The following is a 19,854-nucleotide window of genomic DNA, read 5'->3' as shown; positions in this document are numbered from 1 at the left end:
CCTGACGTTGGCGACACGGTGCTTCAGCCCTTCACAATGTCGGGCTAGCACACCGACAATTGCAACCATACGAGGACATCTTTGATGAGGATTGCAAGCCGTCTTGTGCGCGTCGCCCTGGGAATTCTGATCTTGCTGGTCTTGGCAGGGGGCGGTGGTTTTCTATGGCTTTGGACCTCGCCGTATTGGGCGGGCATCACGCTTTTCTCTGACGATAAGTGGGTCGAGAATTTCCGAACCATGGAACGGGTTTTCCCCTATCGCGATGTTGCGGCTAGCGGGTCGGTTTGGGCGTTTACGTCCGACCCCCGCCCGTTATCGCAAACTTATAGGTACAATGGTGAACTCCGCGACACCGCGACGTTCCTCGACGAGACGCAAACGACTGGACTGATTGTGGTTCACGACGGCTCAATAGCCCATGAGGAATACCGGCTGGGCGCGACTGAGACTTCACGTTTCACCTCTTGGTCTATGGCAAAATCAGTTTTGTCCGCACTGGTTGGCATAGCTGTCGAGGAAGGACATATCGGCAGTCTGGCCGACCGCATCGACCAATACGTGCCTGAACTGGCGGGGTCGGGATATGATGGTGTCACGATTGAAGACGCGCTCACCATGTCTTCCGGCGTGTCCTTCGATGAAGACTATGGCAATCCGTTTTCGGACGTGAACATGCTGTTTTTCAAGCTCGCTGCGGGTGCCGACATGCGGGACACGCTGGTGACTTTGGTCAATGACAGACCGGCTGGCACCTATAACAACTACATCAGTTCAGACAGCATCGCGATTGGTCTGATGCTGGAGGCAGCAACAGGTATGCCGCTGGAGAGATACCTGGAGGCGCGCCTCTGGACGCCTATGGGCGCCGAAAGCGATGCGTTCTGGAACACCGGGCGCGCGGGTGCCGTTTTGCCGTTTTGCTGTCTGAATGCGCGATTGCGCGACTACGCGCGTTTCGGTCGCCTCTACCTGATGTCTGGTAGGCGCGGCTCTCACCAGATCGTACCCAGCGACTGGGTCACAAACTCAACGCGGCCAATCGGGCCGCATCTTGAACCGGGCGAAAACCCGGCATCTTCCTGGACCTTTGGGTATGGGTATCACTGGTGGATACCCGAGGCGCCTGAAGATGAATTTCTCGCGATTGGGATTTGGGGGCAGTACATCTATGTTGATCGTGTTCGGCGGATCGTGATCATAAAATCCAGCGCCGATCCTGATTTTGACACCCGTGATCATGAGACTGTCGCTGTTTTCCGAGCGATCTCAAAGAGCATCGTTGATGGTCGATAGGCTTGGCCGAATGGAGTTGTATTCCATCTTACATGGTTTCCCATGGTCTACTGACCTTGTGTCTTGCAAGAAGCCGCAACGTATCAGAGTCACGCGCCGAGGTGTTCCGCTTCACGGTCAATAGACCACTCGATCAAGCCGCGCCAAATGTTCTCTACAAGGACCGGATCCAAGCCCTGTGCGCAGGCGCGGGTTGCCACATTGCTTACGACTTCTTCAACCCGGTCCGTGATGCGTGCGGGCAAGCCCTCTGCTTCTTTGAGGACGACAGCGCGATCAATGTACCGGCTGCGCTCCGCAAGAAGATCAATCAGATCGGCATCAATAGCATCTATTTCAACGCGAAGATCCTGCATCTTTTCGCAGAGGTGTGGCGGCTTTCGGATGCTCATCGCGCTTCCTTCTTTGTGATTTTGAGGTCTGACGTGCTCGCCCATCGGCGGTTTTCGCTTATATCCGTCAGATATATTTGTACCTCCCGAAATCACAAGACGGCACTGTGCGGCCTCTTGTCCCTTGGCTCCTGCTATTATGTGGAGTTGAGAGGGCTCTGGCCGCGGGTCATCTGGATGCGTTTTGAACAGGTTGTCGTACTCACTGGGAATGCAGCCCCAAAAGAAGGAGGTGTGGATACGATCTCGCGCAGAAGTCGACGCACAACAATCGCAAAATCCTTGTTTGAGTTGATGCGACTGTGCGACCTGAGAGACGAACAGTTGGGCGTCTTTTAACGATTGTACCGCGCAACGGGTGCGCGGTACATGATTTGGTTTGGTTTGGTTTGGTTGTGTTCAGTTCAGTGCCGCTTGCGCATGCGTTTCGGCACCAGCGCCTGTTTTGAAGCACCCGCTGGTTTCAATAAGCGCGTCGGTTCTCACCTTGAGCGCGGCGGTCGATGCGGCAGTTTCCTCGAACATCGCAGCATTCTGCTGGGTGACGCCATCCAATTCACTCATTGCGCCACTTACCTGTGTGAGGGCTGCCGTTTGCTCAACCGTCGCATTGGCAACGGAGTGCATGGCTTCGTTCAGACCTTCAATAAAGTCGGAAATCCTGGAAATCGCATCGCCGGTTTCATCCACCTGCTTGGCGCCTTTGGTTACCTGTACTTCGCTTGTCTCGATCAGGGTGTTGATCTCGCTTGCAGCGGTTGCCGCGCGTTGCGCCAATGCGCGCACTTCTGAGGCGACGACGCTGAAGCCGCGCCCACTTTCTCCGGCTCTGGCCGCTTCAACACCCGCGTTGAGCGCAAGCAGGTTCGTTTGAAATGAAATATCATCGATCAGCGAAGTGACCTTCGAGATTTCCTTGGATGCATGTACAATTGCAGCCATGGATGCCACTGCTCGCTTTACGACATCCCCGGTCTTGTTGGCGATATCCAGCGCTTCGTTGGTGAGGTCTCGCGCTTCACCCGCCTGCGTGGAAACGGACTCGACAGACGCCGACAGTTCCGCCACCGCGCTGGACGATTCCTGCAAAGACGCCGCCTGCGACTCGGTGCGTTTGGCCAAGGATTGGGTGGCATTGGCTATCGCATCCGTATCAGCATCAATCGCTTGCGCGTTTTCAAGCACAGCATCCACCAGTTTCGCGATCTGCATCAGCGAAGCATTGAATGATTTTTGCAAATCGAGAAACGCGCCTTTGAAATCACCGTCCATACGCGCGCTCAGATCGCCGTCATGCATCTTGCCCGTGACCCTAAAGATTGCTTCAAGGCCTGTCTCCACCGTCTCTAGCAAGTCATCTACATGGCGTCCGACCAGAGCAAGATCCTTGTGTTTGGATGACATGGACACACGTGTCGAGAAATCTCCGTTACCTGCAGCCTGCGACACCTGACCGATTCGCTCCTGCAGGGCATCCTGCTCCTTCTGACGCTGGGTTGCTTCCGCTGCAGCACGCTCGCGTTCCTCATGGAGCGCCTTTTGCTCCGCAAGCATTCTCATTTGCTCTTCCGCCATGACGCGATGCTCTTCTGCAGCCTTTTCGGCCGCTTCCGTCAGTTCAAGATTTCGGATCAGTGAGGATCGAAAGGCGCTGGCCGCTTCGGCGATAGAGCCAATTTCTGTTTCTCCCGCTAGGTCGCTGAAGGTCACTGCGGTGTTGCCCTGCGACAATGCCGAGATGCGCTCAGAAAGATCTTTCGCCGGTACAACGGCAGAGGTTTTGAGTATGCGCCCGATTCCGAGCGCTAAGCCAGCGCAGATCAATGCGGTTGCCGATGCAATGATCATCCCGATGTATTTTGAGGAACGTATGTCGTTATCCAGGTCCCTGGTTTGTTCGTAGAGGCTCACGTTGATTGTCTAATCAAGCTGTGCAAGTGCCTCCAGGGCTGGGCCGTCCGACACCTTGACGAGCGCGTCGATCTCCATTGCTGAAAGACCTTCCGCCACCGCTCTTCTGGCTTGCTCCAAACCTTGTTCGTATTCTGAAACAACTTCTCTCAAGGCGTCGAGTGCTGCGATCTCGGTGGCATTGTTGGATAGGGATGCGTAGAGTTCGATATCAAGCTTTGCACGCTCCAGTGATGCCGTGATTTTTTCGACGCGCGGAGCGTCCTTGCGCAATACGTAGTTCTTGAAATGGTGGATCATGCCGCCATAGCCAAGTGCGCTTCGCAGGTCGCTCAACAGTCCGGATTTGCTCTTGCTTCCTTCTTCCGCAGAGAGGCCTGTGGCTTCCACATACGCAAGCTGTTGAGCGGCGGAGATGGCGGCAAGAGCGTCGAGTGCTGGGGAATCGTCAATCTTGACGACGGCATCAATGTCCTCCGGCGTAGCCCCTGCTTCCAACATGGCTTTGACGTCGTTGGATTTTGCCAGATAGGCAGCAACGACGGCGGTGATGTTCTCTGCATGTACCTTGTTTTCGGGGCTGGTTCTGGCCAGCCGTTCCAGCGCAATTTTCGCAGCGTGGGCGTCATCAGAGATATCGTCGAAATGCCGTTCCGTGCCTCTGAGGACATAGTTTTTGAAGGAGTGGATCAAACCGCCGTACCCGACCGACGTAATGACCTCGCCCAGCTCAATGCCAACCGGGTCGGCAGAATGCGACAGGATGCCTGCATCGCGTTCGGATTCCATCAAAAGATAGACGATGACGGCAGCACAGGCCGTCAACAGCAAGCCCGCAGATGTCAGTGCCGCGACGATCATGCGGAAAAGAGTATCAAGCGAGGTATTTTTGAGCGATTCCGGTAACATATCGGCCTCCTAGCGAGTGGTCGGTCCCGATCTGTATGCCTTGGGATACCCTAACAACCGGTTAGCTTTGAGGCAAAATTTGCACTTTTCTGCATACTCGGAAAAACCTCAAAGATCAGAACATGTTGCGCTGCAGAACCGGCGAAACTGGTGGCCTGGCTGCCTTCCCTCTTGGCATGAAGCGGGGTGTTGGGGTATTCTGTATTAGCCGACTGAGGGCGGCAACCAGGTCCGCGGAAAGCCGTCATCGGCACCCTTTCATATCGCTTAGAACACTTTGGTGTTTCTCATGCCCGATCCAGCGGACCGAAGGGCAGGATATGAGGAAACCCATGACAAAATCCCTTGATCAACTGCGGCGTGACGCAAAGGCATTGCGCAGGGCTTATGAAGCGCACGAAACCTATGCCCGGCAACGTGTTGCCAACCACCCGCCGCGCCCCGATGGCACCCTGCTGAAACATGCTGATTTCCTGCATGTCATCGCCCGTGAAAATCAGTTTGAAAGCTGGCCCGCCCTGAAGCTCGCTGCAGAGCTGCAGGGGCTTGATCGCGCGGCCCGGCAACAACGGCTCAAAATCGCGATCTTTCAGGGTCAGAGCCACGTGATTGAAAGGCTGCTCGCCGATACACCTGATTTGGCGGAGGGGCTGTTCGGATTGCGGGTGGCATTGTATGATCTGGCAGCTGTGAAAACGGCATTGGCGGACGATCCGCAGGTCGCCGTCCGCCCCCATGGTGCGCGGACACCCATGTGTCACCTAGCCTTTTCCCGGTACATCCATCACCGCCCTGACCGTGCGGACGACATGATCGCCATTGCCGAACTGCTTTTGGCCCATGGGGCGTCCGTGAATGACTCCATGCCGGTGGCGCCGGACAATGATCACCAGCTATCCGCTCTCTACGGCGCTATTGGCCACGCGAACAACATGATGCTCGGGAAGTGGCTGCTGGAACGCGGTGCGGACCCGAATGATGACGAGTCGCTCTACCATGCCACGGAACTTGGACACCACGAGGGGCTTCGGTTGCTGTTGAAACACGGGGCCGATCCGCGCGGCACGAATGCGTTGCTGCGGGCCATGGATTTCCATGATGTCGAAGCGGTCAGGCTGCTGCTGGCGGCGGGCGCGCAGCCCAATGATTTCAATGGCACCCATGTGGGGGGAGAGCGCCCGTGGGTCATGCCGGCCTTGCATCAGGCCGCACGCCGGATGTCCGGCCGGGAGATGGTAGAGCTTCTGCTGGCGGCGGGGGCGGACCCTGCGGACACCTACGAAGGGCATTCGGCCTATGCTTACGCGCGTGTGTTCGGCAATCAGGTTCTGGCGGATGCAATCGAGGCAAAGGGTACTGCGCCACGTCTGAGCCCGGTAGAGGAGCTGCTTGCCAACGAGGCGTCAGGCAGCGATGTCGGGGGTACACGGATTGATCCCGCACAGTTGCCCGGGGCCTACCGGGATATCATCCGCATGATCCTGCATCTGCCGGGCAAGGGCGATCACATCAAACGGCTGGTGGGACTGGGGGTCCCCTTCGATGCGCCTGATGCCGAGGGCCTGACCCCGCTGCATGTTGCGGGCTGGGAAGGTCTGCCCGAATTGATGACGTATTTCATCGAGCTCGGTGCCGATCTGGATCATCAGAACGGCTACGGCGGTACGCTATTGTCGACGATCCTGCACGGTTCCGAGAATTGCCCGCAACGGGCAGAGCGTGATCACGCGGCTTGCCTGGTGGCGGCGCTGCAAGCGGGGGTGCCCGTGCCACGACGCGCGCCGGATGCGGCTGGTGACCCGGCGCTGGCCGATCTGCTTGCAGACTGGGTGGACCGCCACCCGGAGCAGGTGGTGGACGGCGGGCCGCTCTGATCCCCAGAAAGGCCCTGATCAGCGCCGACCGTCAAACTGTGTGACGGTCACCCCAGCTGTCTCCAAGGCCCCCCGCACGGAGCCGGCAATCTGTACGGCGGTCGGCGTGTCGCCGTGCAGGCAGATGGTGTCAATGTCGGTCTCGATCTGCTTGCCGGAAGCAGTGATGATCGCGCCTGCCTGCACCATCTCGACCATGCGCTGGCCTGCGACGTCCGGATCGTGGATCACCGCGCCCGGCAGGCTGCGATCCACCAGGGTGGCATCATCATTATAGGCGCGGTCAGCAAAGATTTCGCCCGCGTAGGCGCAGCCCAACGCCCGCACGGCCGCCTCCTGTGCCGTGGCGCAGAGCACCATGACGATCAGCTCGGGATCGACCGAGAGCGCCGCCTCGTAGCAATCCCGCGCCAGCTGTTCGTCTTCCGAGGCCATATTCGCCAGCGCCCCGTGCAGTTTCAGATGCCGCACCTTGGTGCCCATGGCGCGCGCGACCCCCACCGAGGCCGCCACCTGATAGCGAATGGAATTCTGCAGCTCACCACGCGGCACGTTCATGCGCCGCCGCCCAAATCCCTGCAGGTCGGCAAAGCCGGGGTGCGCGCCGATGCCCACGCCGTTTTCCATCGCGATGCCCATGGTGGTCGCCATCACCTGCGCGTCCCCCGCGTGTGCGCCACAAGCAATATTGGCGGAGGTCACGATTTTCAGCAGGGCGGCGTCATCGCCCATTTTCCACGGGCCAAAGCTCTCTCCCATATCAGCATTCAGGTCTACGCGGGTCATGGGGTCTCCTTCAGGGGGCAAATGGGTCGGCGGTGGCCGACACGGCGCCGCTGACCAGTTGGTAACTAAGCAAGTCTGCGATGTCATGCGGATCGCGGACGAGCGGTTCAACGCGCGATGGCAGGGTCTTGATCTCGGCGCGGGTGCGTTTTTCGATCTCGATGGCTTCTTCCACCGTGACGGTCTCGAAACGCAGCGGGGCACCCGCCGGCGCCTGCGCCACAAGAGGCAGGTCCGCCGGGATCACCGTGCCGATCCGGGGGTACCCGCCGGTGGTCTGGCTTTCGCACATCAGCACATAGGGCGCGCCGTCGCCTGCGATCTGGATGTCGCCGGTGGTGATCACCTCAGAGACGATGCTGAGCCCGCCCTCTGCGTGAAACCCTTCGGCATCGCTCTCCAGCCGGACCCCCTGACGGTTGGCGCGGGGGTCGCGCCGAAACTCCGTGCGGGTGAAACGCGCCCGGGTGTCCGCCGAGAAAAACGTGGATTGAAAGGAGTCCACGATGCGCACCGTGCCACCGCTGAGACGGTCTTGCGGGGTCAGGAAGACGCCTGACGTCGTGTGTGGGTCCGGCGCAATGGGCAGCGTGTCGCCCGCCTTGAGCAGCGCGCCGATCCCGGCGGCCAAATGGGCGGCGCGCGCGCCCATCTCCGCCGGCGTCTCGAAACCACCTGCGATATGCAGATACCCATAGGTGCCGGATTGTGCGCCACCAATGACCAGCTTCGCACCGGCGGGCAGGGCGTGGCTTGCGTTCCAGATCAGCGGCGCGCCTTCCAGCGTGGCGGTCATCCGCGCGCCGGTGAGGGCGATGACCGTATCGAGGTCTGCTTTGAAACTGCCGCCCATGCCCATCATCTCTATGGCCGCGCAGGTCGCGTTTTGGCGCAGGAGTGCGGCACCCTCCTGCAAGGCAAGCACGTCGGCAGCGCCGCTGCGGGTCAGCCCGTGCGCCAGGTATCCCGTCCGCCCCATATCCTGCAGGCTCAGCGCCGGACCAGCCGACAGAATGCGTAGCGCGGCCCTCATGAAATCGCCTCACGCTCAGCAGCGCCATAGCTGTGTTTGGCAACCAGTTTGTCAAACGCGCTGCGCTCAATCACGGGAAAAATCAACTCATCCCCAGGGACCAGGGCAAAGGGATCTTCTGCGAGCTGGTTGAAGTTGCGAAATGCTGTCTGACCGACATGTCGCCAGCCGGTGGGCGTGGGAGCTGTGAAGATGATCAGCTGCCTGATGGCGGTTACAAGCGCCCCGGATGGCACGCTCTTGGTCAGCCCCTGCTGGCGCGGGATGTTCCAGACCTCGGGCAACTCGCCCAGGTAGGGCTGACCGGGCGCGAACCCGATGGTAAGCACACGGACACGCGCGGTTGAGAGCTGCGCAATGGCCTCGTCCGGGTCAAGGCCCGCAACGCTTGCAGCCTCCTCCAACTGCGGGGCCAGATCTGTTCCATAGACCGTTGGGACGTGCCAGAGAGTGCGGCCCTTGGGCAGAGGTGCCGCGTACCAGTCCTGCCGGGCCAGCAAGGCCCGTAGCCGCTCTTCGATGTCATCGGCAGAGACGTCGACCAGATCGACAGCGACAAAGACCGACACCAGCGACATCATGGTCTCGGTCACTTCCGGCCAGACCTCGGCTTCCAGCACGGCGCGAAAGGCGAGGGCGGCGCGGTTGGCCGGTTCGCTCATGGCGTCGCCAAAGCTGACCAGCAGACCGGAGAGGCCGACACGTCGGATGCAGGGCATCTCCGTCATCTCAGCCCGCCAGTCTGTAGAGCCGCGGCAACAGGATCGGCGTCAGGTACATGGGCAGTTGCCAGCAGGCGACAAAGATCATCACCGGCGCCATGACCTCTGTTGGCAGGGAGACAAGGAAGAGGGCGATGTTGCGGTTGCCAGCCGCCAGTGCGAGAGGGCCGCTCACAGGGGCCAAGGCGGAGCGGCGGAGCAGCAAAAGCGTCACGGCCTGCAAACCGAAAGACAGTGCAAACGCCGCCAGCGCCCAGAGCAGCGCGGTCACCGGATCGCTGCGCAGCATCGGCCCGAGGGCGGCCATCAACCCCACGACGATGATCGCGAAGAAGAGGATCGACGCCCCGTCCATTGCCTTGATCTGTCGCGCGTCCGGTGTGCGCAGCATCCAGTGGCGCAGTGCAAACCCTAAGGCGGCGGCTCCGAGGATGATCACAAGGGCACGCAGCGCAATGCCCATGAGGAATCCAATATCCACAGCAACCGGTACTGCCACCAGAACGGGCAAAATGGTGAGAGGGAAGATCGCGGTGCCGAAGACCAGGAACTGCATCATCCGGGCCGGATCCTGCCGCAGGATGATCGCCAGCGACGCCCCGCCTGAAATTGTCGGAGCGGCGCAGGCCAATACCAGCGCCAAAGCCAGGGGCGTGCCCGCCAGCCCGGCGCCTTTGAGCAGCACGATGAGCCCGAGCGGCAGTGCCAGCTGCAGGATCAGCACGGCAGGCAGGCTCCACCGCAGGTCGCTGAGCGCGCCAAAGGCAGCACGGTGCCCAATCCGAAAGGCGGTGACCACCAGCAGGATCGCCACCATTTCCGGCAGCCACGGCGCCATCGCGGCGGCCAGGTCGGGCAGGCCGACACCGGCCAGAAGACCAAGGATCAGCAGGCTGCGGGAGTAGGAGGCACATAAGCCAAAGGCACCTATCATCTAGGGGGTGTTTCGGATGTTTTCGGGCAGCCATGTGGCGATATCCGGGAACCAGATCAGGACGAAAACCATCAGCACCATGATCGCGAACATCGGCAGCGCGGCCTTGGTGATATAGCCCATTTCGTGCTGCGTCATGCCCTGCAATACAAAGAGGTTGAACCCGATGGGTGGGGTGATCTGCGCCATCTCGACCACAACCACCACGAAGATGCCGAACCAGATCAGATCAATGCCTGCCTCGCGCACCATCGGCTCCACAATCGCCATGGTCAGGACCACCGCCGAGATGCCGTCGAGGAACATGCCGAGGATGATGTAGAAAACCAGAAGCGCCATCAGCAGCTCGAAACGCCCCAGCTCCATTGCGGCGATGTTATCGGCCAGCGCGCGGGGCAGGCCGGTGAACCCCATCGACAGCTTCAGAAAGGCTGCCCCCGCAAGGATCAGCGCGATCATCGCCGAGGTGCGCATCGCACCCATCAGGCTCTCACGAAAGGAGGTCGGCGTCAGCGACCCTTGTGCCGCCGCGAGTGTCAGCGCACCGATCACACCGATGGCCGCCGCTTCGGTGGCCGTGGCATAGCCGCCGTACATCGAGCCGATGACGACGAAGATCAGGGCCAGCACAGGCACCAGAAACCGCGAGTTACGCAACTTTTCCGCAAAGCTCATGCCGGTTTCCATGGTTGGGTTCCACGAGGGCGAGGTCTTGGACACCACGGCGACATAGGCCATGAACATCGCCGCCAGCATCAGGCCGGGGAAGACGCCCGCAAAAAAGAGCTTGGTGATGCTTTCGTTCACCGTCACGCCATAGACGATCAGGGCAATCGACGGCGGGATCATCAGCCCCAACGTGGCCGCACCGGCCAGCGTGCCGATCACCATCTTTTCAGGGTAGTTGCGGGCCCGTAGCTCGGGGATAGCCATTTTGCCCACGGTCGTAAGCGTTGCCGCCGAAGAACCCGAAACAGCAGCGAAGATCGTGCACGAGACGATGTTCGTGTGCACCAGCCCGCCCGGCATGCGCGCGAGCCAGGGCGAGAGCCCCTTGAACATGTCTTCTGATAGTCGCGTGCGATAGAGGATTTCACCCATCCAGATAAAGAGCGGCAGGGCGGTGAGTGTCCAGCTTGAGGACGATGCCCAGATCGTTGTGATCATCGTGTCGCCGACAGGGCGCGTGGTGAAAAGCTCCATACCCACCCAGGCCACACCCATCAGCGCTAGGCCCACCCAGACGCCGGTGCCCAAGAGCAGGAACAGAACGACGAGAAAGAGGATGATCGCGTAAAGTTCGGTCATGATGTCATTCCCCGTGGCTCTGGTCGACGCTATCGCGCACGATACGGTGGTCGCCTTTGACGATCACATGGATGAGATTGTCTGTGAGGGCGATGGCCATCAGCCCACCGCCGATCACCATGACGGACTGGGGAATCCAAAGGGCCGTCGCGTCCTGCCCCTGGCTGACCTCGTTGAACTTCCAGGACCAATAGACAAACCAATAGGCGTAGTAGGTGAAATACCACGCCACCGCGGCGGCGATGGTAAAGCACCAGATCTCCAACACCCGTTTGGGGCCTGGGGTCATTGCATTGAGCAGGATCGACACGCGGATATGCGCCCCGCGATTGAGCGCGTTGGCAAAGGCGAGAAAGCTTGCCGCGGCCATCGCGTAGCCTGCGTAATCCGGCGCGCCGGGGAAAATCTCGCCGGTCCAGCGGGCCACCATCTGCGCCACGATCAGCACCAGGATGGCGATCAGACACAGGGCCGCCGCCACGCCGGAGGCAAGGTACAGAAAATCAAGCGTCTTGCGGATCGCAGTCACCAGCGCACCCCTTGTTCTCATGGAAGGTAGAAGGAGGGCGGCCTCGGAACCGTGAGGCCGCCCAGTGCGATTACTGCATCGCCTTGAAATCGTCGACGAGCGCCTTGCCATCGTCGCCTGCGGCTTCGAGCCATTCGGCGGTCATGGTCGCACCGATCTCGCGCAGCTCACCCATCAGGGCATCTCCGGCAGGCTGTACGGTCATGCCGCCCGCGGCCAGCCCGTCCATGGTAAACTGGGTGTAGTCCTTGGAGGCTTGCAATCCGCGCGCTTCGGCTTCGGCGGCGCAGGCCTGAATGGCCGCTTTGTTGGCGTCGGACACATCCGCCCAGACATCCTGATTGACCATCACGTAGTTGCGCGGCAGCCAGGCATCGACCTCGTAGAAATGCGTCAGGCTTTCCCAGACCTTGCGGTCATAGCCGGTTGCACCGGAGGAGACCATGGATTCCGCCACACCGGTGGCAAAGGCCTGGCTGATCTCTGCGGCTTCAACCGTCACCGGCAGCATGCCCGTCAGTTCGGCCAGCCGGCTGGTCGTGTTGTTGTAGGACCGGAACTTGACACCGGACATATCGGCCACGCTGTTGACTTCTTTCTTGAAATACAGGCCCTGGGGCGGCCACGGCACGGCGTAGAGCAGCTCCAGGTTTTGCTCATCCAGCAGTGCTTCGATCTTCGGCTTGGCGGCATTGTAGAGCTTTACGCTGTCGTCAAAGGACGGCGCGAGGAAGGGAATGCTGTCGAAGCCGAAGACGGCGCTTTCGTTCTGGTGGCCGGAAAGCAGGCGCTCGCCGATCTGCACCTGACCGGTCTGGATCGCACGCTTGATGTCGGCCCCGGCAAAGAGTGAGCCGCCGGCATGCACCTCGATGGTGATCTCGCCATTGGTGCCGGCGCCTACGCATTCCGCGAAGGTTACGCCGTTCTCGGAGTGGAAGTTCGAGGCGGAATAGGCCATCGGCATGTCCCACTTCTCTGCCGCGAACGCCGTTCCCGCCGTCAGCGCGACAGTGGCCGCCCCGGCCATCAGGTTTTGTGTCAGTCTCATGTGTCTCTCCGTATTAGACTTCAAATTATTGTTCAGCGCAGAGGTTTGTCCCCTGTCGTCTGCAGACCCTCCTTTGAGCAACTGGCGCAGTTCAATACACCACGGACCCTGCAAAGGCTGATTCCCTAGCGTTAATACTGCCTAACTTTTACAACACGTCAACAAAATGTTGACAAAATGTCGATATCAGGCAGTCTGGTACGCATGTGTGATGGATTTCTTGGCCCCGTTGTGTCCTCCGCCCATCTTGCAAGCGGCTCGTTTGCAGAGATATCGGAGCTGGAGTTTGGTCTGACCCTTGCCAACAACGCGTTTCAGCGCTGGATGGTCCGCGCGATTGCCATGGCGGGGTACCCTGAGCTTGGCGCGCTCGACGTGCTGGTGCTGCATTCCGTGTACCACCGCGAACGGCCGAAGAAACTTGCCGACATCTGCCTCGTGCTGAACATCGAAGACACCCACACGGTCAACTATGCGATCAAAAAGCTGATCAAGGCGGGCCTGGTGAAAGACGGACGCCAGGGCAAGGAAAAGACTGTCGCTGCGACTGAAAAAGGCGCTGAAACCTGCGTGCGGTATCGCGAAATCCGCGAAGGTCTGCTGCTGCGGGCAGTGGGTGAGCTCGGGCTTGAGCCCGAGCAGGTCAGCCGTGCGGCCTCGCTTCTACGGCTGATGTCGGGGCAGTATGATCAGGCGGCCCGGGCTGCCACGACTTACTGAGGCGCGCGCAGCCACCCGTCCTCGAACTGAACCTCGCTGACGTTGGCAAGCCGGATCAATCGGTGCAACTCCCCCTCGAAGGCAGCGACCCGGCCCTTGCCCCAGCGGACTTTGGGTTCTGGCCAGAGCGCGCGGACCCGCAGCGTGTCGCGGTCCCGAAAGGCCTTCATGTCCACCCGACCGACCAGCCTGTCCCCTTCCAGAATGGGAAAGACATAGTAGCCATATTTGCGCTTGGCCTCGGGCACGAAAATCTCGATCCGGTAGTCAAACCCAAAGAGGCGCTCGGCCCGTTTGCGGTCGCGCAGGGCCGGATCAAACGGGCTGAGAACGCGCAAGCGCTGTGTGGGCTCGGTATCCAACGCGGGGTCGCCCATGACGTCGGTCCTTGCGTATGAGCTGCGCCTTGTGCCATCGGCACTGGTGATCTCAATCGGCTGAAGCGCCCCTTGAGCAAGTGCCTCGGCGCACCATTCCTTGGCTTCCGCAAGGGTGATGTGGTCCCAGAAAGCGGCGATTTCCGCGGGCGTTGCAAAACCCAGCCGGTCCAGCGCCCCCGCGCAGCACCAATCGATAGTCGCGGCATGTTCCTCCTCTTCAAGAGGATGGCAGAGGCCCTCGTCAATCACCCGCTCGGTCAGGTCATACCTCTTGCGAAAACCGTCCCGCCCCACCACGCAAAGCGCGCCGCTGCGCCAGAGATATTCGAGCGCGGTCTTGGAGGGATGCCAGTCCCACCAGCCGCCTGAGCCGCGTTTCTCCCCGGCCCCGACATCCGAGGAGCACAGAGGGCCCTGATCCCGGATCTGATCCAGCACCGTTTGAAACTGCGCTTCGAACCCATCCCGCCGCCAATCGCGCCACTGCCCCCGCAGCTTTTCCGCGTCCCTTTCCCGGCGCAACTGCCACCAACGATAATAAGCCATGGGGATCACCGCAGCATCATGCGTCCAGTGTTCAAACAGAGCACGATCCTGTTCATAGAGCCGCTTCAGCGCCTTGGGGCGGTAGCGCGGGCGCCGCGCAAAGAGGATAAGGTCATGCGCACGGGCGACGGTGTTGATGCTGTCGAGCTGCACGAAACCAAGGCGTTCTATGAGCGACAAGAGCGCCTCTCCACGCGCCTCGCCCTGGGGTGTTTTACTCAGCCCGTGACGGTCCAGAAACAGCCGCCGCGCAGCTTTGTTGCTGAGGACAGCAGTGTTCATCCGCGCTGGTTGCGGCGAAGCGTATCCCCGTAGGTGATCGTGGGGGTCAGGGTGATACGCTCAGGCTCACCGGGGTCCGCGTCTTCGGGCTGCGCACTGCGATCAAGAATGATCTTGGCCGCGGCGGCGCCGATTTCCGCCCGGCAGGCATCCATCGTGGCAAGCTTGCGCGGCAACCCCTGCAACAGTTCCACACCGTTGAACCCGGCCAGACCAATCTGTCCCGGCACATCGATCCCCTGATCCAGCAGGTACAGCAGACCGCCCGCGCCGATCATGTCATTGGAATAATATAGGAAATCCAGATCAGGCGCACGTTCCAGCATGGATTGGGTCATCTCGCGCCCTTTTGCGAGCGCCGAGCCACCCGAATAAAAATCCCGCGCCTCAATCTCGATGCCGGCTTTGGTCAGCCCTTCGGTCAGCCCCTCGAACCGTTTGCGCGCACGGTGGTCGAGGGGCATTTTCGTACCCATGAAACCGATCCGCGTATAGCCTGCCTTAAGGATCGCCGCCGCCATCATCCGACCTGCGCGCCGATGCGAAATGCCCACCATGGCATCCACCGGATTGCCATCGGTGTCCATGATCTCAACAACCGGAATGCCAGCATTCTGCAGCATTGCTCGGGTGGCATCCGAATGCTCGAGCCCGGCAATGATCACACCAGAAGGACGCCAGGACAGCATTTCGTAGAGGACCTGCTCTTCTTTCTCGGGCATGTAATCCGTCACGCCGACCACCGGTTGCAGCGGTGTGTCTTCGAAGGTCTGGTTGATCCCGGTCAGCACCTCGGGAAAGACCATGTTCGACAGGGACGGGATAATCACCGCAACCAGATTGACCCGTTGCGAGGCCAGGGATCCGGCGATCTGATTGGGAACATATCCGAGGGACTTTGCGGCCTGTAGTACGCGTTCGCGGGTCGCGGCGGACACATCGCCCCTGTTGCGCAAGACCCGGCTGACGGTCATTTCCGATACGCCGCAGGCCTCTGATACATCGCGGAGGGTCAACGGGCGCTGCTTGGGTCTTGTCACTCTGAATTCCCTATGTTGCTGCACCTTCGTAGCGCAGGTGAACCCTCCCTATCAAGCACGGTTCGTCACGGTTTGAATATCGATGACAAGCACGGGAAGTTGTTCTAAACCCGAGTGTGTCGGTCCCGTGGCTCAACTGGATAGAGCAGCCCCCTCCTAAGGGGCAGGTTGCAGGTTCGAATCCTGCCGGGGTCGCCAAAACTGCCTGAAAAATATGACTTATTTTCAGCCTGTTGTGCAGAAGTGTGCAGAAACGCCCGTTTCGTTTTCCGCCGAATTCCCCGAAAACGACCGAAATCTCGTACAAAACCTGTACAAAATTCGCACGTCCGTGCGGCTTTTGGTGCGTTCTCATGAACTGGCGGGTGGCGAATGCGTGTGCCGAGCGGAAGTTCGGGAGTGCGACGCGCAAGCAGATCATCATGTTTCTTGCGGACAAGGCGAGCGATGATGGCTCGGGCATCTGGTGTTCGAAGGGAGCGATCCAGAGGCACACCGAACTAGGTGAGACGACCGTCAAACGGACGATCCGGGACTTTCTGAAGGAAGGCATCCTGGTCGAGACCGGTGCGCGGGGCTGCAAAAATGGATTCATGGTTGTTTACCGGATCGATCTCGCCCGGATTGAGGCGCTGGAATTGATCGCCGAACCTGATATCGAGACGGGGGCCACAGTGGACCCCGTCCAGACTGGACCCGGAACGGGGGCCACAGTGGCCGGGGTACCGGGGCCACCACGGCCCTCAAACCACCCTAAAACCATCCATAAACCTCCTACGCGCGAGCGCGCGGCGGTGGAGGATGAAGAGGCTGAGAAGGTTCTAGCCGGCTATCCAACGGACCGGCTGCGCGGGAAGGCGGACTGTCTGAGGCGGATCAGGGAGGCGCTAGACGAGGGCGTGAGTGCCGAAGACCTGACCGAAGCCGTGAAGACTTACGCGACCGAGAGCGCGGGCTTCACCCGCTCGAAGGTCTGTTTCTCGGACAACTGGTTCAAGTCCGGGCGCTGGCGCACCCACGTCGAGGACATCGCCAACGGCCGAGAAGCGACGAAGGTGAAGGAAGCAGAAATGCTGGCTGGCCTAGCCAACTGGGTCACCGACCGTCATCCGCTCTGTCGCCACATCACACCCTGACAGATCGATGCGCTCTTGGCCGCCGAGCTGGTGACGCAGGCGCAAATCCAGGCGGCAGGCCTCAGATCATGAGCAGTACCGGACCGACTGAAGCGCAAACAGCAAGGCGACCCATGTCATACGGCTGCGCCGATGACACGGGACCTTGCGAGGGGCGGCACGCCTCCCCTTCGAACCCCACCAGCGCGGGCAAAGCCCTTGCCAAAGAGCCGCTGACCGAGACTTTCGTCTTCCGCTGCACCGCGTCCGAGAAGGCTCAGCTGCGCGCCAAAGCCCAGGCCGCTAGCCTGCCTGCCTCGACGCTTCTGCGCGAGGCACTTGGCCTTACCGAGGCGCGCCGCCGCAAGCCGATGCCGCGCGTTGATCCCGCGCTGGTGCTGGCCGTTGGGCGCATCGGGGGCAACCTAAACCAGATCGCCCGCTGGCTGAATCACGCCACGAAGGTCAGGCGCACCGATCTCGATACCCTCACCGTTGCCCGCCGTCTTGTGGTGATCGAACGCCAGCTCGCCGCCCTCCTCGATGAGGCGCGGCGGTGCTGATCAAGTTCTTCCCCAATGGCAAAGGTGCGGGCGCGGGGCCGGTCGGGTACCTCGTGGCCGCGCGCGTGCTGGCCTATGACGGTATCGCCTTGATGATGGCCGCGAGCTTCTACTGGACGGAACATCTGACGCGCTCGGAACTGACGGAACTGGGCTTGACGCGGATCGAGCGGCCCGAGGGGACATGGCTGATCCTGGACCCGTCGAAGACGCGGCTCAGGACCTGCACGATGGGCGGCCAGCACGTCACCTGCATTCGGATCGAGGAGGATTAGATGACCCAACTGACAGCCTTGGAACGCGACTTGCTCGCCTGCGTCGAGCGGTTGGTGACGGCCTCAGAGGCCTCTGCGAAGGATTTGACCGCCTTGGAAACACGCTCGACAGGCAGGATCGAGAAGGAAGTGGCTGGCTTGAAAGACTGCGTGACCTTGCTCATCCGATTGTACCGGGCAAGTCGATCGAGGCGTTGAAATACGAGCAGGCATTGCGGAGCGCCCGAAGATTGTCGGCGCAGGAAAAGGGCTTTGACGGTTGGCCTGCTGAGGAACAGCAGGACTGGATCGAGGATTGTGCCGCACAACTGTTGCAGGACATGCCGTCGATTTCTGGAATGCTCCGGCGCGGGAAACACAATAGGCCGGGCAATATGACCTCCTGATCCTGCCAGCGTGCCACCAGTTGCGCTTGACATCACCCTACATTCCGAAGCAACTGCTTTCCTGTTGGTGCTTGCTCAGGCAAGTGAAAAGGGAATGTGCAGCCGGACCTGACTTCGGTAAAGTACAGCCGCCCCCGCGACCGTGAACGGAAAGGTTCGCCAATGCCACTGGAGCCATGCTCCGGGAAGGCAGGCAGACCGCAGGCAGACGCCAAAATCCGTGAGCCGGGAGACCTGCCAGCAACGCGTGAAGAAACCGGACGGGGTGTTCCGGTGTCGGGAAAAGTCCTGAGCTGATCAGGCCCATCTCGCCATCTGACCCACGTCCCATGACATATGGGACATAAATTCATGACGACCAACGCCACGGCGCCTGACGGTCAGACCACGGAACTGCTGGTCTGCGTCAAATGCAGGCGCGGCCTCGAAATCCCGGAGGATGAGCGCCGCCCGGGCCAGCGGCTCTATGACACTTTGGCGCAAAGCGAGATGCCACCGGGGATTCGCCTCAAGGCGGTGGAATGCCTGCAAAACTGCGACTATGGTTGCACCATTGCCCTGCGGGGCGGGGATCGGTGGACATATATCTACGGAAACATCGACGAAGTGTCGCATCCGGACATCCTGATCGATGGGGCCGCCCGCTACAACGCCACGCAGGATGGGTTGATCCCGTGGCGCGAACGCCCCGAACACTTTAAACGCAACTGTATCGCGCGCATCCCGCCGCTGGAGAACGAACATGACTGATCTTGCAAAACTCCCCGTGACCGTGATCACCGGCTTTCTGGGCTCGGGCAAAACCACGCTGGTGCGCGAACTGATGCAGAACCCCGGCGGCAAACGCCTCGCCGTGGTTGTAAATGAATTCGGCGATGTGGGCGTCGATGGCGACATTCTGAAAAGCTGTGCCATTCCTGATTGCCCGGCCGAGAACATCATGGAGCTGGCCAATGGCTGCATCTGCTGCACCGTGGCCGATGATTTCATCCCGACCATCGAGGCGCTGATGGCGCTGGAACCGCGCCCGGATCACATCCTGATCGAAACGTCGGGTCTGGCGTTGCCGAAACCCCTGCTCAAGGCGTTTGACTGGCCCGATATCCGCTCCAAAATCACCGTGGACGGTGTGATTGCGCTGGCCGATGCCGAGGCCGTGGCCGCAGGCCGATTTGCCCCGGACGTGGCCGCAGTGGACGCGCAGCGCGAAGCCGATGAGAGCATTGATCACGAAACCCCGCTGTCAGAAGTTTTCGAAGATCAGATTTCCTGCGCTGACATCATCCTGCTGACCAAGCCTGACCTTGCGGGTCCTGAAGGCGTGGCCAAAGCCAAGGCGATCATCGCCGCCGAAGCCCCCCGCCCGCTGCCCGTGGTCGAAGTGGCCGAAGGTGTGGTTGATCCCCGTGTGATCCTCGGGCTTGAGGCCGCCGCCGAAGATGACATGGAGGCGCGCCCCTCCCACCATGATGGTCATGATGACCATGAGCATGATGATTTCGAAAGCATCGTTGTCGACATCCCAGAACAGGCGGATCCGGTAGATTTGGTGCGCGCGGTCGAAGCCTTGGCCAATGACCACAACATCTTGCGGGTCAAGGGCTATGCAGCAGTGGCCGGTAAGCCGATGCGCTTGCTGGTGCAGGCGGTCGGCGCCCGCGTGCGGCATCAATATGACCGCCCCTGGCAGCCGGATGAGGCGCGCCAAGGGCGCTTGGTCGTGATTGCCGAGCATGACGACATCAACGCGGACACCATCAAATCCGTTCTGGGCGTTAGAGCCGTCGAGGCGGCTGAGTAGC

The 19,854-nt window shown here is 60.6% G+C and carries 22 protein-coding genes, 1 tRNA gene and 1 riboswitch; of the genes, 10 read left to right on the top strand and 13 right to left on the bottom strand.

Annotated elements, in window-relative coordinates:
• Positions 1-84: 84 nt before the first annotated feature.
• Positions 85-1,296 (top strand): serine hydrolase, encoded by a 1,212-nt coding sequence (locus tag Q1A52_RS02560; RefSeq protein WP_300010411.1) that lies wholly within the window; start codon positions 85-87, stop codon positions 1,294-1,296.
• 89 nt (positions 1,297-1,385) lie between these two features.
• Here Q1A52_RS02560 and Q1A52_RS02555 read toward each other — a convergent pair whose 3' ends face one another.
• From Q1A52_RS02555 to Q1A52_RS02545, 3 genes are all read right to left on the bottom strand, one after another.
• Entirely contained in the window at positions 1,386-1,688 is a 303-nt protein-coding gene (locus Q1A52_RS02555; RefSeq protein WP_300012138.1) for a chorismate mutase, read from the bottom strand.
• Positions 1,689-2,087: 399 nt separating this feature from the next.
• On the bottom strand, positions 2,088-3,599 hold the full coding sequence (locus Q1A52_RS02550) for a methyl-accepting chemotaxis protein (RefSeq protein WP_300010408.1): 1,512 nt from the start codon (positions 3,597-3,599) through the stop codon (positions 2,088-2,090).
• 9 nt (positions 3,600-3,608) lie between these two features.
• Complete coding sequence (locus tag Q1A52_RS02545) at positions 3,609-4,430, bottom strand: hypothetical protein (RefSeq protein ID WP_300010405.1); 822 nt, start codon at positions 4,428-4,430, stop codon at positions 3,609-3,611.
• A gap of 410 nt (positions 4,431-4,840) precedes the next feature.
• Here Q1A52_RS02545 and Q1A52_RS02540 point away from each other — a divergent pair, with 410 nt between their 5' ends.
• Positions 4,841-6,382: an ankyrin repeat domain-containing protein gene (locus Q1A52_RS02540; RefSeq protein ID WP_300010402.1), complete on the top strand. Its 1,542-nt coding sequence runs from the start codon at positions 4,841-4,843 to the stop codon at positions 6,380-6,382.
• Positions 6,383-6,400: 18 nt separating this feature from the next.
• On the opposite strand, the gene Q1A52_RS02535 is transcribed toward Q1A52_RS02540, so the two are convergent.
• The 7 genes from Q1A52_RS02535 to Q1A52_RS02505 form a co-directional block, all read right to left on the bottom strand.
• Positions 6,401-7,168, bottom strand: a complete 768-nt coding sequence (locus tag Q1A52_RS02535) for a LamB/YcsF family protein (RefSeq protein ID WP_300010399.1) — start codon at positions 7,166-7,168, stop codon at positions 6,401-6,403.
• 10 nt (positions 7,169-7,178) lie between these two features.
• Complete coding sequence (locus Q1A52_RS02530) at positions 7,179-8,201, bottom strand: biotin-dependent carboxyltransferase family protein (RefSeq protein ID WP_300010396.1); 1,023 nt, start codon at positions 8,199-8,201, stop codon at positions 7,179-7,181.
• The gene (locus Q1A52_RS02525; protein ID WP_300010393.1) at positions 8,198-8,929 is read right to left on the bottom strand and encodes a carboxyltransferase domain-containing protein; all 732 of its coding nucleotides are present in this window, start codon (positions 8,927-8,929) and stop codon (positions 8,198-8,200) included. The genes Q1A52_RS02530 and Q1A52_RS02525 overlap by 4 nt, the downstream gene beginning before the upstream one ends.
• Before the next feature lies 1 nt (position 8,930).
• Entirely contained in the window at positions 8,931-9,857 is a 927-nt protein-coding gene (locus tag Q1A52_RS02520) for a hypothetical protein (protein WP_300010391.1), read from the bottom strand.
• Positions 9,858-11,165 carry a TRAP transporter large permease gene (locus Q1A52_RS02515; protein ID WP_195819537.1) on the bottom strand — a complete coding sequence of 436 codons (1,308 nt, stop codon included), beginning with the start codon at positions 11,163-11,165 and terminating at the stop codon, positions 9,858-9,860.
• Positions 11,166-11,169: 4 nt separating this feature from the next.
• Positions 11,170-11,694: a TRAP transporter small permease gene (locus Q1A52_RS02510; protein ID WP_300012135.1), complete on the bottom strand. Its 525-nt coding sequence runs from the start codon at positions 11,692-11,694 to the stop codon at positions 11,170-11,172.
• A gap of 70 nt (positions 11,695-11,764) precedes the next feature.
• On the bottom strand, positions 11,765-12,745 hold the full coding sequence (locus Q1A52_RS02505) for a TRAP transporter substrate-binding protein (RefSeq protein ID WP_195819539.1): 981 nt from the start codon (positions 12,743-12,745) through the stop codon (positions 11,765-11,767).
• 204 nt (positions 12,746-12,949) lie between these two features.
• Between Q1A52_RS02505 and Q1A52_RS02500 the strand changes: the two genes are divergently transcribed.
• Positions 12,950-13,465 (top strand): winged helix DNA-binding protein, encoded by a 516-nt coding sequence (locus Q1A52_RS02500; protein WP_300010387.1) that lies wholly within the window; start codon positions 12,950-12,952, stop codon positions 13,463-13,465.
• Here Q1A52_RS02500 and Q1A52_RS02495 read toward each other — a convergent pair.
• Both Q1A52_RS02495 and Q1A52_RS02490 read right to left on the bottom strand, forming a co-directional pair.
• Positions 13,459-14,673: a crosslink repair DNA glycosylase YcaQ family protein gene (locus Q1A52_RS02495; RefSeq protein WP_300010384.1), complete on the bottom strand. Its 1,215-nt coding sequence runs from the start codon at positions 14,671-14,673 to the stop codon at positions 13,459-13,461. The genes Q1A52_RS02500 and Q1A52_RS02495 overlap by 7 nt on opposite strands.
• Complete coding sequence (locus Q1A52_RS02490) at positions 14,670-15,713, bottom strand: LacI family DNA-binding transcriptional regulator (RefSeq protein WP_300010381.1); 1,044 nt, start codon at positions 15,711-15,713, stop codon at positions 14,670-14,672. Before Q1A52_RS02490 ends, Q1A52_RS02495 begins: the two co-directional genes overlap by 4 nt.
• 121 nt (positions 15,714-15,834) lie before the next feature.
• Between Q1A52_RS02490 and Q1A52_RS02485 the strand changes: the two genes are divergently transcribed.
• From Q1A52_RS02485 to Q1A52_RS02470, 4 genes are all read left to right on the top strand, one after another.
• Positions 15,835-15,911: transfer RNA gene (locus tag Q1A52_RS02485), tRNA-Arg, on the top strand.
• Positions 15,912-16,066: 155 nt separating this feature from the next.
• Entirely contained in the window at positions 16,067-16,849 is a 783-nt protein-coding gene (locus tag Q1A52_RS02480; RefSeq protein ID WP_300010378.1) for a hypothetical protein, read from the top strand.
• Between the two features lie 68 nt (positions 16,850-16,917).
• Entirely contained in the window at positions 16,918-17,391 is a 474-nt protein-coding gene (gene mobC / locus Q1A52_RS02475; RefSeq protein ID WP_300010375.1) for a plasmid mobilization relaxosome protein MobC, read from the top strand.
• Positions 17,385-17,666 carry a hypothetical protein gene (locus Q1A52_RS02470; protein ID WP_300010372.1) on the top strand — a complete coding sequence of 94 codons (282 nt, stop codon included), beginning with the start codon at positions 17,385-17,387 and terminating at the stop codon, positions 17,664-17,666. The genes mobC and Q1A52_RS02470 overlap by 7 nt, the downstream gene beginning before the upstream one ends.
• On the opposite strand, the gene Q1A52_RS02465 is transcribed toward Q1A52_RS02470, so the two are convergent.
• Positions 17,663-17,830, bottom strand: coding sequence for a hypothetical protein (locus Q1A52_RS02465; protein WP_300010369.1), 168 nt, complete (start codon positions 17,828-17,830; stop codon positions 17,663-17,665). The two genes, Q1A52_RS02470 and Q1A52_RS02465, sit on opposite strands and share 4 nt — an antisense overlap.
• Before the next feature lie 66 nt (positions 17,831-17,896).
• On the opposite strand from Q1A52_RS02465, the gene Q1A52_RS02460 reads away from it, so the two are divergent.
• The 3 genes from Q1A52_RS02460 (at position 17,897) to cobW (ending at position 19,853) form a co-directional block, all read left to right on the top strand.
• The gene (locus Q1A52_RS02460) at positions 17,897-18,052 is read left to right on the top strand and encodes a hypothetical protein (protein WP_300010366.1); all 156 of its coding nucleotides are present in this window, start codon (positions 17,897-17,899) and stop codon (positions 18,050-18,052) included.
• 48 nt (positions 18,053-18,100) lie between these two features.
• Positions 18,101-18,309: riboswitch (cobalamin riboswitch) on the top strand.
• Between the two features lie 94 nt (positions 18,310-18,403).
• Positions 18,404-18,802: a DUF1636 domain-containing protein gene (locus Q1A52_RS02455; RefSeq protein WP_299859431.1), complete on the top strand. Its 399-nt coding sequence runs from the start codon at positions 18,404-18,406 to the stop codon at positions 18,800-18,802.
• The gene (cobW, locus tag Q1A52_RS02450) at positions 18,795-19,853 is read left to right on the top strand and encodes a cobalamin biosynthesis protein CobW (RefSeq protein ID WP_300010363.1); all 1,059 of its coding nucleotides are present in this window, start codon (positions 18,795-18,797) and stop codon (positions 19,851-19,853) included. The genes Q1A52_RS02455 and cobW overlap by 8 nt, the downstream gene beginning before the upstream one ends.
• Position 19,854: the final 1 nt, after the last annotated feature.

The organism is uncultured Roseobacter sp. (assembly GCF_947488185.1).
Taxonomy (GTDB): Bacteria; Pseudomonadota; Alphaproteobacteria; order Rhodobacterales; family Rhodobacteraceae; genus Roseobacter.
Note: the sequence above shows the minus strand (reverse complement) of the source record. Positions and strands in the feature narration are given on the sequence as shown.

Bases quoted from the DNA above. Each gene is read 5' to 3' on its own strand.
- Q1A52_RS02495 (WP_300010384.1), bottom strand. From the start codon at position 14,673: ATGAACACTGCTGTCCTCAGCAACAAAGCTGCGCGGCGGCTGTTTCTG.
- Q1A52_RS02505 (WP_195819539.1), bottom strand. From the start codon at position 12,745: ATGAGACTGACACAAAACCTGATGGCCGGGGCGGCCACTGTCGCGCTG.
- Q1A52_RS02480 (WP_300010378.1), top strand. From the start codon at position 16,067: ATGAACTGGCGGGTGGCGAATGCGTGTGCCGAGCGGAAGTTCGGGAGT.
- Q1A52_RS02500 (WP_300010387.1), top strand. From the start codon at position 12,950: ATGTGTGATGGATTTCTTGGCCCCGTTGTGTCCTCCGCCCATCTTGCA.
- Q1A52_RS02535 (WP_300010399.1), bottom strand. From the start codon at position 7,168: ATGACCCGCGTAGACCTGAATGCTGATATGGGAGAGAGCTTTGGCCCG.
- Q1A52_RS02560 (WP_300010411.1), top strand. From the start codon at position 85: ATGAGGATTGCAAGCCGTCTTGTGCGCGTCGCCCTGGGAATTCTGATC.
- Q1A52_RS02525 (WP_300010393.1), bottom strand. From the start codon at position 8,929: ATGACGGAGATGCCCTGCATCCGACGTGTCGGCCTCTCCGGTCTGCTG.
- mobC (WP_300010375.1), top strand. From the start codon at position 16,918: ATGAGCAGTACCGGACCGACTGAAGCGCAAACAGCAAGGCGACCCATG.
- Q1A52_RS02515 (WP_195819537.1), bottom strand. From the start codon at position 11,165: ATGACCGAACTTTACGCGATCATCCTCTTTCTCGTCGTTCTGTTCCTG.
- Q1A52_RS02530 (WP_300010396.1), bottom strand. From the start codon at position 8,201: ATGAGGGCCGCGCTACGCATTCTGTCGGCTGGTCCGGCGCTGAGCCTG.
- Q1A52_RS02520 (WP_300010391.1), bottom strand. From the start codon at position 9,857: ATGATAGGTGCCTTTGGCTTATGTGCCTCCTACTCCCGCAGCCTGCTG.
- Q1A52_RS02555 (WP_300012138.1), bottom strand. From the start codon at position 1,688: ATGAGCATCCGAAAGCCGCCACACCTCTGCGAAAAGATGCAGGATCTT.
- Q1A52_RS02540 (WP_300010402.1), top strand. From the start codon at position 4,841: ATGACAAAATCCCTTGATCAACTGCGGCGTGACGCAAAGGCATTGCGC.
- Q1A52_RS02465 (WP_300010369.1), bottom strand. From the start codon at position 17,830: ATGAGCAAGGTCACGCAGTCTTTCAAGCCAGCCACTTCCTTCTCGATC.
- cobW (WP_300010363.1), top strand. From the start codon at position 18,795: ATGACTGATCTTGCAAAACTCCCCGTGACCGTGATCACCGGCTTTCTG.
- Q1A52_RS02455 (WP_299859431.1), top strand. From the start codon at position 18,404: ATGACGACCAACGCCACGGCGCCTGACGGTCAGACCACGGAACTGCTG.